Origin of the sequence: Streptomyces sp. GDS52 (assembly GCF_052246875.1) — a bacterium.
GTDB lineage: Bacteria > Actinomycetota > Actinomycetes > Streptomycetales > Streptomycetaceae > Streptomyces > Streptomyces cathayae.
Genome location: NZ_CM125966.1, coordinates 3,007,079 through 3,020,066 on the forward strand (window position 1 = coordinate 3,007,079; position 12,988 = coordinate 3,020,066).

The following is a 12,988-nucleotide window of genomic DNA, read 5'->3' on the forward strand; positions in this document are numbered from 1 at the left end:
ACCCCTCACAGCTTCATCAGGCTGGCGTCGTCGACCGAGGCCGAGTGGCGGGAACGGAACAGGGACACGATGATCGCCAGCCCGACCACGACCTCCGCCGCGGCGACGACCATCGTGAAGAAGGCGATGATCTGGCCGTCGAGGTTGCCGTGCATGCGGGAGAAGGCGACGAACGCGAGGTTGCAGGCGTTGAGCATGAGCTCGATGCACATGAAGAGGACGATCGCGTTGCGCCGGATGAGTACACCGGTGGCGCCGATCGTGAACAGCAGGGCGGCGAGGTACAGGTAGTTGACCGGGTTCACTTCGACGCCTCCTCGGCCCGCTCGTACGCCGACTTGAACGTGGGCTCGATCGCCGTGCGCTCGAGACGCTCCTCCGCGCGCCGCTCCAGCGCCCGCAGGTCGTTGAGCGCCTCCTGCGACACGTCCCGGATCTGACCCCGTTCGCGCAGCGTCTTGTTGACGGTGAGATCGGACGGTGTGCCGTCGGGCAGCAGGCCCGCGATGTCCACCGCGTTGTGCCGGGCGTACACGCCCGGGGCCGGCAGCGGCGGGAGGTGCTTGCCCTCGCGGACGCGCTGTTCGGAGAGCTCCCGCTGGGTGCGGGCCCGCTCGGTGCGCTCACGGTGGGTGAGCACCATGGCGCCGACGACGGCCGTGATGAGCAGGGCGCCGGTGATCTCGAAGGCGAACACGTACCGGGTGAAGAGGAGAGCGGCGAGGCCCTGGACGTTGCCGTTCGCGTTCGCCTGGCCGAGGCCGTTGAACTCGGTGAGCGCGGCGTTGCCGATGCCTCCGACCAGCAGGATGCCGAAGCCGAGCCCGCACAGCAGGGCGAGCCAGCGCTGGCCCTTGATGGTCTCCTTCAGGGAGTCCGCCGCGGTGACGCCGACCAGCATCACCACGAACAGGAACAGCATCATGATCGCGCCGGTGTAGACGATGATCTGGACGATGCCCAGGAAGTAGGCGCCGTTGGCGAGGTAGAACACCGCCAGGACGATCATGGTTCCGGCCAGGCAGAGCGCGCTGTGCACGGCCCGCCGCATCAGGATGGTGCACAGCGCGCCGATCACGGCGACCGTGCCGAGGACCCAGAACTGGACGGCCTCTCCGGTGGAGGTGGAGTAGGCGGCGAGGTGCGCGGCGTGCACGGCGTGCGCGGTGTACGCGGTCATCCCCGGATCACCTTCTCCGAGGCCGGTTCGTCCTCGCCGAAGGTCGAGTCCGCCTCCTGCACGACCTCGCCCTCCACGTGGGCGACCTGCTGCTCCGTGCCGGGCGCGGCCTCGGTCACCAGGCCCCGGTAGTAGTCCTGTTCGTCGGTGCCCGGGTACATGGCGTGCGGGCTGTCGACCATGCCCTCCTCCAGACCGGCGAGCAGCTGCTCCTTGGTGTAGATGAGGTCGGCGCGGCTGGAGTCGGCCAGCTCGAACTCGTTGGTCATCGTGAGCGCGCGTGTGGGGCACGCCTCGATGCACAGACCGCACAGGATGCAGCGGGCGTAGTTGATCTGGTAGACGCGGCCGTACCGCTCGCCGGGCGAGTAGCGCTCCTCCTCGGTGTTGTCCGCGCCCTCGACGTAGATCGCGTCGGCGGGACAGGCCCAGGCGCACAGTTCACAGCCGACGCACTTCTCCAGACCGTCCGGATGGCGGTTGAGCTGGTGCCTGCCGTGGAAGCGCGGGGCCGTGGTCTTCGGCTGCTCGGGGTACTGCTCGGTCAGCCGCTTCTTGAACATGGCCTTGAAGGTCACGCCGAAGCCGGCCACCGGGTTCAGGAAACCGGGCTTCGTCTGCCCGGCCTCCTTGGATTCCTCAGCCATCGGACGCCTCCTTTCCATCCAGAGATCCGTCACTGTGAGTATCGGGTCCGCCACTGGCGACGAGCTTGCGCTCCTGGCGCGAGGGCCGTCGCGGCACCGGCGGAAGCTCCTGTCCGGGCAGCGGCGGCACGGGGAATCCGCCCGCCATCGGATCGAAGGCGGCCGGGGCCTCGCCGGGCCCCCCGGGTTCTCCGGGTTCGCTAGGTTCTCCGGCTTTCCCGCCCTTCGCCCGGAACATGTCGACGACGAAGGACAGCACCAGCAGGCCGAGGACGGCCGCGGCGACGTAGAGGGCGATGTCGGCGAACCCGTAGTTCTCGTTCCGCAGGGCCCGCACCGTGGCGACGAGCATCAGCCACACCAGGGAGACCGGGATCAGGACCTTCCAGCCGAGCTTCATCAGCTGGTCGTAGCGGACCCGCGGGAGCGTGCCGCGCAGCCAGACGAACATGAACAGCAGCAGCTGGACCTTGACGATGAACCAGAGCATCGGCCACCAGCCGTGGTTCGCGCCCTCCCAGAAGGTGCTGATCGGCCACGGAGCGCGCCAGCCGCCCAGGAAGAGGGTGGTGGCGACGGCCGAGACGGTCACCATGTTGATGTACTCGGCGAGCATGAACATCGCGAACTTGATCGACGAGTACTCGGTGTTGAAGCCGCCGACCAGGTCGCCCTCGGACTCCGGCATGTCGAAGGGGGCGCGGTTGACCTCGCCGACCATCGTGACGATGTAGATGAGGAAGGAGACCGGCAGCAGCAGGATGTACCAGCGGTCGGCCTGCTGCTCGACGATCGCCGACGTCGACATCGACCCCGAGTAGAGGAACACGGAGGCGAAGGCGGCGCCCATGGCGATCTCGTAGGAGATCATCTGCGCGCAGGAGCGCAGACCGCCCAGCAGCGGGTAGGTGGATCCGGAGCTCCAGCCCGCCAGGACGATGCCGTAGATGCCGATCGAGGCGACCGCGAGGATGTAGAGCAGCGCGATCGGCAGGTCGGTGAGCTGCATCGTGGTCCGCTGGCCGAAGATCGAGATCTCGTTGCCGGACGGCCCGAAGGGGATCACCGCGATCGCCATGAAGGCCGGGACGGCCGCGACGATCGGCGCGAGGACGTACACCGCCTTGTCCGCGCGTTTGACGACGACGTCTTCCTTGAGCATCAGCTTCACGCCGTCGGCGAGCGACTGGAGCATGCCCCAGGGGCCGTTCCGGTTGGGGCCGATGCGCCGCTGCATCCAGGCGACGATCTTGCGTTCCATCACGATGGCGATCAGCACCGTCACCATGAGGAAGGCGAAGCAGAACACCGCCTTGATCGCAACCAGCCACCAGGGGTCGCGGCCGAACATCGAGAGGTCCTCAGCGGCGAAGTACAGGCTCATGCCTCCACCTCCTCGGGGGCTTCGCCGGCGAGTGCCGCCGGGCCGATACGGACGAGCGAGCCGGGCAGCGCCCCGGCGTCGGAGGCGACACCGCCGCCCGCGGAGTTCAGCGGGAGCCACACCACGCGGTCGGGCATCTCGGTGACGCTCAGGGGAAGTTCGACCGTTCCGGCGGTGCCGGTCACCGCGATCAGGTCGCCGTCCTCGACGCCGACCTCGACGGCCGTGGCGGCCGACAGGCGCGCGTGCGCGGCGTGCCGGGTGCCGGCGAGCGCCTCGTCGCCCTGCTGGAGGAGTCCCTGGTCCAGCAGCAGCCGGTGTCCGGCCAGCACCGCCTCCCCGGCGGCCGGCCGGGGCAGCGCGCCCGCGGTCTGCAGCGGTTCGGTGGCCCGCGGGCCGTCCCAGGTGCCGAGCCGCTCGAGCTCCGCGCGTACCGTGCGCAGATCCGGCAGGCCCAGGTGCACGTCCATGGCGTCGGCCAGCATCTGCAGCACACGCGCGTCGGTCGGCGGGAGGGGACGGGTCATCTGGTCGGGCTTGAGCGCCGACTCGAAGGGCCGCACCCTGCCCTCCCAGTTGAGGAAGGCACCGGCCTTCTCGACGACGGCCGCCACCGGCAGCACCACGTCGGCGAGTGCGGTGACCTCGCTGGGCCGCAGCTCCAGGGAGACCACGAACCCGGCCTCGGCGAGCGCCGCACGCGCACGCGCGGGGTCGGGCAGGTCGGCGACCTCCACGCCCGCGACCAGCAGCGCCTGCAGCTCGCCGGTCGCCGCGGCCTCGACGATCTCGCCGGTGTCGCGGCCGTAGCGGTGCGGGAGGGCGGCGACGCCCCAGACGGCGGCGACCTCCTCCCGCGCACGCGGGTCGGTCGCCGGGCGCCCGCCCGGCAGCAGCGACGGCAGCGCGCCAGCCTCGACGGCGCCCCGCTCCCCGGCCCGGCGCGGGATCCACACCAGCCGGGCACCGGTCGCGGTGGCGATCCGTACGGCGGCGGTCAGGCCGCCCTCGACGGCGGCGAGCCGCTCACCGACGACGATCACCGCGCCCTCGGTGCGCAGCGCTTCGGCCGCCCTGGCCCCGTCGCCCTCCAGGCCGACACCGCTCGCGAGCGCGTCCAGCCATTCGGTCTCGGTGCCGGGGGCCGCCGGCAGCAGCGTGCCGCCGGCCTTCTCCAGTCCGCGCGTGGTGTACGTGGCCAGGGCGAAGGTCCGCTGCCCGTGGGCGCGCCACGCCTTGCGCAGCCGCAGGAAGACGCCGGGCGCCTCCTCCTCCGACTCGAACCCGACCAGCAGGACGGCGGGCGCCTTCTCCAGGAAGGTGTACGTGACACCGCCCCCGGAGTGCGGGCCGGACGCGTCCTTGAGGTCGTGTCCGCGGCCCGCGACCCGCGCGGCGAGGAAGTCGGCCTCCTCGGCGCTGTGCACGCGCGCGCGGAAGTCGATGTCGTTGGTGTCGAGCGCCACGCGCGTGAACTTGCTGTACGCGTAGGCGTCCTCGACGGTGAGCCGGCCGCCGGTCAGGACGCCGGTGCGGCCGCGGGAGGCCAGCAGTCCCTGGGCCGCGATCTGCAGTGCCTCGGGCCAGGAGGCGGGCTCCAGTTCACCCTCGGCATTGCGCACGAGCGGGGTCTGCAGCCGGTCCCGCTGCTGCGCGTACCGGAACCCGAAGCGCCCCTTGTCGCACATCCACTCCTCGTTGACCTCGGGGTCGTTGTCGGCGAGCCGCCGCATGACCTTGCCGCGCCGGTGGTCGGTGCGGGTGGCGCAGCCGCCGGAGCAGTGCTCGCACACCGACGGCGAGGAGACCAGGTCGAAGGGGCGGGCGCGGAACCGGTAGGCCGCCGAGGTGAGCGCGCCGACCGGGCAGATCTGGATGGTGTTGCCGGAGAAGTACGACTCGAAGGGGTCGCCCTCACCGGTACCGACCTGCTGGAGCGCGCCCCGCTCGAGCAGTTCGATCATCGGGTCGCCCGCGATCTGGTTCGAGAACCGGGTGCAGCGGGCGCACAGGACGCACCGCTCGCGGTCGAGCAGCACCTGGGTGGAGATCGGGACGGGCTTCTCGTAGGTGCGCTTCTTGCCGTCGAAGCGGGAATCGGCGTGGCCGTGCGACATCGACTGGTTCTGCAGCGGGCACTCGCCGCCCTTGTCGCAGACCGGGCAGTCCAGCGGGTGGTTGATGAGCAGGAACTCCAGCATCCCCTTCTGCGCCTTCTCGGCCACAGGTGAGGTCAGCTGGGTCTTCACCACCATCCCGTCGGTGCAGGTGATGGTGCAGGAGGCCATGGGCTTGCGCTGGCCCTCGACCTCGACGATGCACTGGCGGCAGGCGCCGGCCGGGTCGAGGAGAGGGTGGTCGCAGAACCGGGGGATCTCGATGCCGAGCTGTTCGGCGGCCCGGATGACCAGGGTGCCCTTGGGCACGCTGATCTCGACGCCGTCGATCGTCAGCGTCACGAGGTCCTCGGGCGGGACCGCCGCCTCTCCCCCACCGGAGGGAGAGCTGGTGGTCACAGTCATGCGTGCACCTCCGTACGGTCGGCCCAGGCCGTCGACCTGGCCGGGTCGAACGGGCAGCCACGGCCCGTGATGTGCTGCTCGTACTCCTCGCGGAAGTACTTCAGCGAGGAGAAGATCGGCGAGGCGGCGCCGTCGCCGAGGGCGCAGAACGCCTTGCCGTTGATGTTGTCGGCGATGTCGTTCAGCTTGTCGAGGTCGGACATCCGGCCCTTGCCCGCCTCGATGTCGCGCATCAGCTGCACGAGCCAGTACGTCCCCTCGCGGCACGGCGTGCACTTGCCGCAGGACTCGTGGGCGTAGAACTCGGTCCAGCGGGTGACGGCCCGTACGACACAGGTCGTCTCGTCGAAGCACTGGAGCGCCTTCGTGCCGAGCATGGAACCGGCGGCGCCCACCCCTTCGTAGTCCAGGGGGACGTCGAGGTGCTCCTCGGTGAGCAACGGCGTGGAGGAGCCGCCCGGCGTCCAGAACTTCAGGCGGTGCCCCGGCCGCATGCCGCCGCTCATGTCGAGCAGCTGGCGCAGCGTGATGCCCATCGGCGCCTCGTACTGCCCGGGGCGTGCGACGTGGCCGCTGAGGGAGTAGAGGGTGAAGCCGGGTGACTTCTCGCTGCCCATCGAGCGGAACCAGTCCTTGCCCCGGTTCATGATGGCGGGAACCGAGGCGATCGACTCGACGTTGTTCACCACGGTGGGGCACGCGTAGAGGCCCGCGACGGCGGGGAAGGGAGGACGGAGCCGCGGCTGGCCACGGCGGCCTTCGAGCGAGTCGAGCAGTGCGGTCTCCTCACCGCAGATGTACGCGCCGGCGCCCGCGTGCACGGTGAGTTCGAGGTCGAGTCCGCTGCCCAGGATGTTCTCGCCGAGCAGGCCCGCCGCGTAGGCCTCGCGCACGGCCTCGTGCAGCCGCCGCAGCACGGGGACGACCTCACCGCGCAGATAGATGAAGGCGTGGGACGACCTGATGGCGTGACAGGCGATGACGATGCCCTCGATGAGGCTGTGCGGGTTCGCGAAGAGGAGCGGAATGTCCTTGCACGTTCCGGGCTCCGACTCGTCGGCGTTGACCACCAGGTAGTGAGGCTTGCCGTCTCCCTGGGGGATGAACTGCCATTTCATTCCCGTGGGGAAGCCAGCGCCGCCGCGCCCGCGCAGACCGGACTCCTTGACGTACGCGATGACGTCGTCCGGTGGCATGGCGAGGGCCTTGCGGAGCCCCTCGTACCCCTCGTGCCTCCGGTAGACGTCCAGGGTCCAGGACTCGTCCTCGTCCCAGAAGGCCGACAGCACGGGTGCGAGCAGCTTCTCCGGGCCGGTGTCCCTGAGTTCGGCGGGTGCCAAGGTCATCACTCCCCCTCCTCTGCGGCGGGTCCGGCCGGATGCTCCGGGTCGGAGGCCGATGTCTCCTGGGGCGCGTCGTGGGAGCTGAGGTGCTCCGTCGGCGACGGCTCGTGCGGCGGGGTGTCGGTGGGCGCCTCGCCGCGCGGGTGCACCACGCGTGCGGGGGCTGCCTCCCCCTTGGCCAGCTTCAGGCCGGACAGGGAGGCGGGTCCCGCGCTTCCCGTGGCCCGGGCGGCGCCCTCCCGCTCGTCGGGGAAACCGGCCAGGATCCGGGCGGTCTCCTTGAACGTGCACAGCGGCGCCCCGCGCGTGGGCGCGACCGGGCGGCCGGCCCGCAGGTCGTCGACCATGCGCTTGGCGCTCTGCGGGTCCTGGTTGTCGAAGAACTCCCAGTTGACCATCACGACGGGTGCGAAGTCGCAGGCCGCGTTGCACTCGATGTGCTCGAGGGTGACCTTGCCGTCCTCGGTGGTCTCGCCGTTGCCGATGCCGAGGTGCTCCTGGAGCTCCTCGAAGATGGCGTCGCCGCCCATGACGGCGCACAGGGTGTTGGTGCACACCCCGACCTGGTACTCACCGCTCGGTCGGCGCCGGTACATGGTGTAGAAGGTGGCGACGGCGGTGACCTCGGCCGTGGTCAGGCCGAGCACGTCCGCGCAGAACTGCATTCCGGTGCGCGTGACATGGCCCTCCTCCGACTGCACGAGGTGCAGCAGCGGCAGGAGGGCGGACCGGGAGTCCGGGTAGCGGGCGATGACCTCGCGCGCGTCGGTCTCCAGCCGGGCCCGGACCTCGTCCGGGTAGGCGGGCGCGGGCAGTTGGGGCATGCCCAGGCTGACGCCCCGCTCCGAAGGTGAGGTGGTCACCGGTCGACGCCTCCCATCACGGGGTCGAGGGATGCCACGGCGACGATGACGTCGGCGACCTGGCCGCCCTCGCACATCGCCGCCATGGACTGCAGGTTGGTGAAGGACGGGTCGCGGAAGTGGACCCGGTAGGGACGGGTGCCGCCGTCGGAGACGACGTGCACCCCGAGCTCGCCCTTGGGCGACTCGACCGCCGTGTACGTCTGTCCCGGCGGTACGCGGAAGCCCTCGGTGACCAGCTTGAAGTGGTGGATCAGGGCCTCCATGGAGGTGCCCATGATCTGCTTGATGTGGTCGAGGGAGTTGCCCAGTCCGTCCGGGCCCATGGCGAGCTGGGCGGGCCAGGCGATCTTCTTGTCGGCGACCATGACCGGACCGGGCTGGAGCCGGTCCAGGCACTGCTCGACGATGCGCAGCGACTGGCGCATCTCCTCCAGCCGGATCAGGAAGCGGCCGTAGGAGTCGCAGGTGTCCGCGGTGGGGACCTCGAAGTCGTACGTCTCGTACCCGCAGTACGGCTGCGCCTTGCGCAGGTCGTGCGGCAGGCCGGTGGAGCGCAGAACGGGGCCGGTGGCCCCGAGGGCCATGCAGCCGGCCAGGTCCAGGTAGCCGACGTCCTGCATACGGGCCTTGAAGATCGGGTTCCCGGTGGCGAGCGCGTCGTACTCCGGGAGGTTCTTGCGCAGCGTCTTCACGAGCTCGCGGATCTGGTCCACCGCTCCGGGCGGCAGGTCCTGGGCGAGTCCGCCGGGGCGGATGTACGCGTGGTTCATCCTGAGGCCCGTGATGAGCTCGAAGGCGTCGAGAATGAGTTCACGATCACGGAATCCGTAGATCATGATGGTGGTGGCGCCGAGCTCCATGCCGCCGGTCGCGATGCACACCAGGTGGGAGGAGAGCCGGTTCAGCTCCATCAGGAGCACCCGGATGACCGAGGCGCGGTCGGGGATCTGGTCCTCGATGCCGAGGAGCTTCTCGACGCCGAGGCAGTACGCCGCCTCGTTGAAGAACGGCGTCAGGTAGTCCATGCGCGTCACGAACGTGGTGCCCTGGGTCCAGGTCCGGTACTCGAGGTTCTTCTCGATGCCGGTGTGGAGGTAGCCGATGCCGCAGCGGGCCTCGGAGACGGTCTCGCCGTCGATCTCCAGGATCAGCCTGAGCACGCCGTGCGTGGACGGGTGCTGCGGGCCCATGTTGACGATGATGCGCTCGTCGTCACTGCGGACCGCCGTCTGGGCGACCTCGTCCCAGTCGCCGCCGGTGACGGTGTAGACGGTGCCTTCCGTGGTCTCGCGCGCCGAGGCGGCGGAAGCCCCTGACTCCGCGGATGCGGATGCGTTCGACCTGCTCATGAGTACGACCTCCGCTGGTCCGGAGCCGGGATCCGGGCGCCCTTGTACTCGACGGGGATTCCGCCGAGGGGATAGTCCTTGCGCTGCGGGTGGCCCTGCCAGTCGTCCGGCATCAGGATCCGCGTCAGGGCCGGGTGGCCGTCGAAGACGATGCCGAAGAAGTCGTACGTCTCGCGCTCGTGCCAGTCGTTCGTCGGATAGACGGAGACCAGCGACGGGATGTGCGGGTCGTCGTCGGGGGCGCTGACTTCCAGGCGGATCAACCGGTTGTGGGTGATCGAGCGCAGGTGGTACACGGCGTGCAGTTCGCGGCCCTTGTCGTTCGGATAGTGGGTGCCGCTGACGCCGGTGCACAGTTCGAAGCGGAGCGCCGGGTCGTCCCGCAGGGTCCTCGCGACCCGGACCAGGTGCTCGCGCTCGATGTGGAAGGTGAGTTCGCCGCGGTCGACGACCGTCTTCCCGATGGCGTTCCGGGGAAGCAGGCCCTGCTCCTCCAGGGCGCCCTCCAGTTCGTCGGCGACCTCGTCGAACCAGCCGCCGTAGGGGCGGTTCGACGGTCCCGGGAGCCGGACCGAGCGGACCAGGCCGCCGTAACCGGAGGTGTCGCCGCCCCTGTTGGCTCCGAACATGCCGCGCTGGACGCGGATCTCCTCACCGCCCTCGCCGCGCCGGCCGGGAAGGTTCTCCGCCGAGAGGTCCTTCTCGGGGTTCACGCCGTCGTCCGCGGCGTTCTTCGCGTCACTCATCGCAGCAGCCCCTTCATCTCGATGGTGGGCAGTGCCTTGAGCGCCGCCTCCTCCGCCTCCCGGGCCGCTTCCTCGGCGTTCACACCGAGCTTGGAGCTCTGGATCTTCTGGTGGAGCTTGAGGATCGCGTCGATCAGCATCTCGGGCCGGGGCGGACAGCCGGGGAGATAGATGTCGACCGGGACGACGTGGTCGACGCCCTGGACGATCGCGTAGTTGTTGAACATGCCGCCCGAGGAGGCGCAGACCCCCATGGAGATCACCCACTTGGGGTTCGGCATCTGGTCGTAGACCTGCCGCAGCACCGGCGCCATCTTCTGGCTGACCCGGCCGGCCACGATCATCAGGTCCGCCTGCCGCGGCGAGCCGCGGAAGACCTCCATGCCGAAACGCGCCAGGTCGTAGCGGCCGGCGCCGGTGGTCATCATCTCGATGGCACAACAGGCGAGTCCGAACGTGGCGGGGAACATGGACGACTTGCGCACCCAGCCCGCGGCCTGCTCGACGGTGGTCAGCAGGAATCCGCTCGGCAGCTTTTCTTCGAGTCCCATGGTCAAAGGCCCTTCAGTCCCATTCCAGGCCGCCGCGCCGCCATACGTACGCGTATGCGACGAAGACGGTGAGCACGAAGAGCAGCATCTCCACGAGCCCGAAAATCCCCAGCGCGTCGAAGCTGACGGCCCAGGGATAAAGGAAGACGATCTCGATGTCGAAGACGATGAAGAGCATCGCCGTCAGGTAGTACTTGATGGGGAAGCGCCCGCCGCCGGCCGGCGTGGGGGTCGGTTCGATACCGCACTCGTAGGCCTCGAGCCTGGCGCGGTTGTACCGCTTCGGACCGATCAGCGTGGCCATGACCACGGAGAAGATCGCAAAGCCTGCCCCGAGGGCTCCCAGTACGAGGATGGGCGCATACGCGTTCACCGCTCCTCGCTCCTCTCAGTCGGCACTGACTGCTGGCGAGTCGGGCTCACTTGCGTCCCACGCGTCCCGCGAACCACGCCCGCCCCGGCGAAGATCGAGAACATGTGAAGCGGGTCACAAGCCCAACCGCTCCGCATCCTATGCCCGCAGGTCTGTGATCTGCGACACGGGGTATTGCCAAAGCTTTGTGATCTCCACCACCTGACGAACGATCATGAAGCCGGATGAGCGGTGATCTTCATACGCGAAGCGTCCGCGCGGTCACCAGAAGTGACAATTTGCCGCGTCGGTGCAGGTCAGAGGGGTCGCCTCACTATCAAGAGGGTTCTCCTGCATGCAAATTGGTGCTGGACGCGATCTCTTGTTAGAGGAGGCATTCACACATCAGGGGGACGCGCGGCGCGATGTGGACGCGTGCACACGTTCACGAAGTCCCGGCGCCACGAGCCGGGTCGCGGCCGGGCCGCGGTCCGGTGGCCACCCGGTGGCCACCCGGCGGCCACCCGGCGGCAGCCCCCGCCCACGGTCCCGCCGCGACCCGCCTGCAGCCCGATCGCCATCCCGACGCAGCACCCGATGGTGACCCGGCGGCGACCCTCGCCCACGATCCCGTCGCGACCCGACCGCCATCCCGACGCGATCGGGGTGCGATCCCAGCGAAAACCGGCCGCGGCGCGCATTCCGGACGCGCCGGGGCGGGTGACCGTTCCGTGACCTCCGCCACACCCCTCGAAGCGGCGGGAGAAGGGGGCTTGGCCAATCGTTACAAAGGGTGGTAAGCGCCGGGCAATTCGGACGTAAAGATGAAAGACCGTGATCACGGGCCCATTACGGCCCGTCCGCTATGTCCGTTACGGCGTCAATAAGGAACGACACGCCCGGCGTTCACGACTGCCGTTGAACGAATGTGGCGCGGCACACGTTTCTTGTGGATATGAAGGAGCCCCTGGTACCGGTTGTTCCCATGTCCCACACCGCTCACATACGCAGCCACCGGAAACCCCGCCGCACCGCGCCGTCCACGATGGCGATGCGGGCCGGAGTCGCCAGTGGTGTTCTCAGCACCCTGGCAGTGGCCGGGGCGTCGGCGGCGAACGCCGCCGAGCCGGTGACGCAGACCCTCGAACTGCCCACCCTGACGGCCGACCTGTCCACTCAGGTCGCCCAGTCCGCGCAGGCCACCCAGCTGGCCGCCGCGAACTACCAACTGCAGGCCGAGCGGGACACCGCCGCGGCCGAGGCCGCCAAGGAGGCGAAGGCAGACCTCGCCGAGGCCAAGAAGAAGGCCGAGGCGAGGAAGAAGGCCGCCGAGGAGGCCCGCAAGGCCGCCGCCGAGCGCGCCACCCGTGACGCGGAGCGCGCCGTCCTCACCACCAACGCGGGCGCCACGAGCGCGACGGCCACCACGGCTTCCACGGCCACCGCCTCCGCGCCGGCCAGCGGCAGTGTCGCGACCGTCGTCGCCTTCCTCAAGGCGCAGGTGGGCGACGCCTACGTCATGGGCGCCACGGGTCCCAACGCCTGGGACTGCTCCAGCCTGGTGCAGGCCGCGTTCAAGCAGGTCGGCGTCGACCTGCCGCGCGTCTCGCAGGACCAGTCGACCGTCGGCACCGACGTCTCGCTGTCCAACCTCCAGGTCGGCGACATCCTGTACTGGGGCGGCAAGGGTTCCGCCTACCACACGGGCGTCTACATCGGTAACGGTCAGTACCTGGACGCCGCCAACCCGTCCAAGGGCGTCGTCATCCAGGATCTCTCCGGCTACCCCGCCTCGGGTGCCGTGCGCGTGCTCTGAGCCGCGCCCCCGCGGACAGATCGGGCTCGAACGGGCCCGGTTCGCACGGGTTGGAGGGCCGCTGCCACCGAGTGGCAGCGGCCCTCCAACCCGTGCGTTCCCCATGCAGCCGGACACCCGACCATCCGGTCGAGATGGCCTGTATGCCCGAATCGTCACTCACGTGGCGTGTGGTGACGGGGTGACATCTCATCGGCCGGGCGCCGTACGGCGCCGTGGCGGCCCCGCACGG

The 12,988-nt window shown here is 69.7% G+C and carries 12 protein-coding genes; 1 reads left to right on the forward strand and 11 read right to left on the reverse strand.

Annotated features, from left to right (window positions below):
- Nucleotides 1–5 precede the first annotated feature (5 nt).
- Genes nuoK through ACTWJ9_RS13605 form a run of 11 tightly spaced genes read right to left on the reverse strand, consistent with a single transcriptional unit; the run spans nucleotide 6 to nucleotide 10,961 of the window.
- Nucleotides 6–305, reverse strand: a complete 300-nt coding sequence (nuoK, locus tag ACTWJ9_RS13555; protein ID WP_053760538.1) for an NADH-quinone oxidoreductase subunit NuoK — start codon at nucleotides 303–305, stop codon at nucleotides 6–8.
- On the reverse strand, nucleotides 302–1,180 hold the full coding sequence (locus ACTWJ9_RS13560) for an NADH-quinone oxidoreductase subunit J (RefSeq protein ID WP_279334511.1): 879 nt from the start codon (nucleotides 1,178–1,180) through the stop codon (nucleotides 302–304). Before ACTWJ9_RS13560 ends, nuoK begins: the two co-directional genes overlap by 4 nt.
- Entirely contained in the window at nucleotides 1,177–1,827 is a 651-nt protein-coding gene (gene nuoI / locus ACTWJ9_RS13565; protein WP_279334512.1) for an NADH-quinone oxidoreductase subunit NuoI, read from the reverse strand. Before nuoI ends, ACTWJ9_RS13560 begins: the two co-directional genes overlap by 4 nt.
- Nucleotides 1,820–3,211, reverse strand: a complete 1,392-nt coding sequence (gene nuoH, locus ACTWJ9_RS13570) for an NADH-quinone oxidoreductase subunit NuoH (protein ID WP_279334513.1) — start codon at nucleotides 3,209–3,211, stop codon at nucleotides 1,820–1,822. The genes nuoI and nuoH overlap by 8 nt, the downstream gene beginning before the upstream one ends.
- Entirely contained in the window at nucleotides 3,208–5,733 is a 2,526-nt protein-coding gene (locus tag ACTWJ9_RS13575) for an NADH-quinone oxidoreductase subunit G (RefSeq protein ID WP_443295755.1), read from the reverse strand. Before ACTWJ9_RS13575 ends, nuoH begins: the two co-directional genes overlap by 4 nt.
- Nucleotides 5,730–7,082 (reverse strand): NADH-quinone oxidoreductase subunit NuoF, encoded by a 1,353-nt coding sequence (gene nuoF, locus ACTWJ9_RS13580; protein WP_279334515.1) that lies wholly within the window; start codon nucleotides 7,080–7,082, stop codon nucleotides 5,730–5,732. The genes ACTWJ9_RS13575 and nuoF overlap by 4 nt, the downstream gene beginning before the upstream one ends.
- Entirely contained in the window at nucleotides 7,079–7,939 is an 861-nt protein-coding gene (gene nuoE, locus ACTWJ9_RS13585; RefSeq protein ID WP_279334516.1) for an NADH-quinone oxidoreductase subunit NuoE, read from the reverse strand. Before nuoE ends, nuoF begins: the two co-directional genes overlap by 4 nt.
- Nucleotides 7,936–9,291 (reverse strand): NADH-quinone oxidoreductase subunit D, encoded by a 1,356-nt coding sequence (locus ACTWJ9_RS13590; protein ID WP_279334517.1) that lies wholly within the window; start codon nucleotides 9,289–9,291, stop codon nucleotides 7,936–7,938. Before ACTWJ9_RS13590 ends, nuoE begins: the two co-directional genes overlap by 4 nt.
- Entirely contained in the window at nucleotides 9,288–10,037 is a 750-nt protein-coding gene (locus ACTWJ9_RS13595) for an NADH-quinone oxidoreductase subunit C (protein WP_279334518.1), read from the reverse strand. Before ACTWJ9_RS13595 ends, ACTWJ9_RS13590 begins: the two co-directional genes overlap by 4 nt.
- Entirely contained in the window at nucleotides 10,034–10,588 is a 555-nt protein-coding gene (locus tag ACTWJ9_RS13600) for a NuoB/complex I 20 kDa subunit family protein (RefSeq protein ID WP_279334519.1), read from the reverse strand. Before ACTWJ9_RS13600 ends, ACTWJ9_RS13595 begins: the two co-directional genes overlap by 4 nt.
- Nucleotides 10,589–10,601: 13 nt before the next feature.
- Nucleotides 10,602–10,961 carry an NADH-quinone oxidoreductase subunit A gene (locus ACTWJ9_RS13605; RefSeq protein ID WP_055570452.1) on the reverse strand — a complete coding sequence of 120 codons (360 nt, stop codon included), beginning with the start codon at nucleotides 10,959–10,961 and terminating at the stop codon, nucleotides 10,602–10,604.
- Nucleotides 10,962–11,895: 934 nt separating this feature from the next.
- On the opposite strand from ACTWJ9_RS13605, the gene ACTWJ9_RS13610 reads away from it, so the two are divergent.
- Nucleotides 11,896–12,756, forward strand: coding sequence for a C40 family peptidase (locus ACTWJ9_RS13610; RefSeq protein ID WP_279334520.1), 861 nt, complete (start codon nucleotides 11,896–11,898; stop codon nucleotides 12,754–12,756).
- The last annotated feature ends 232 nt before the right edge of the window (nucleotides 12,757–12,988 follow it).

Excerpts from the sequence above, each read along its gene's own strand:
- ACTWJ9_RS13560 (WP_279334511.1), bottom strand. The coding sequence starts at position 1,180 with ATGACCGCGTACACCGCGCACGCCGTGCACGCCGCGCACCTCGCCGCC.
- nuoI (WP_279334512.1), bottom strand. The coding sequence starts at position 1,827 with ATGGCTGAGGAATCCAAGGAGGCCGGGCAGACGAAGCCCGGTTTCCTG.
- nuoH (WP_279334513.1), bottom strand. The coding sequence starts at position 3,211 with ATGAGCCTGTACTTCGCCGCTGAGGACCTCTCGATGTTCGGCCGCGAC.
- ACTWJ9_RS13575 (WP_443295755.1), bottom strand. The coding sequence starts at position 5,733 with ATGACTGTGACCACCAGCTCTCCCTCCGGTGGGGGAGAGGCGGCGGTC.
- ACTWJ9_RS13590 (WP_279334517.1), bottom strand. The coding sequence starts at position 9,291 with ATGAGCAGGTCGAACGCATCCGCATCCGCGGAGTCAGGGGCTTCCGCC.
- ACTWJ9_RS13595 (WP_279334518.1), bottom strand. The coding sequence starts at position 10,037 with ATGAGTGACGCGAAGAACGCCGCGGACGACGGCGTGAACCCCGAGAAG.
- ACTWJ9_RS13600 (WP_279334519.1), bottom strand. The coding sequence starts at position 10,588 with ATGGGACTCGAAGAAAAGCTGCCGAGCGGATTCCTGCTGACCACCGTC.
- ACTWJ9_RS13610 (WP_279334520.1), top strand. The coding sequence starts at position 11,896 with ATGAAGGAGCCCCTGGTACCGGTTGTTCCCATGTCCCACACCGCTCAC.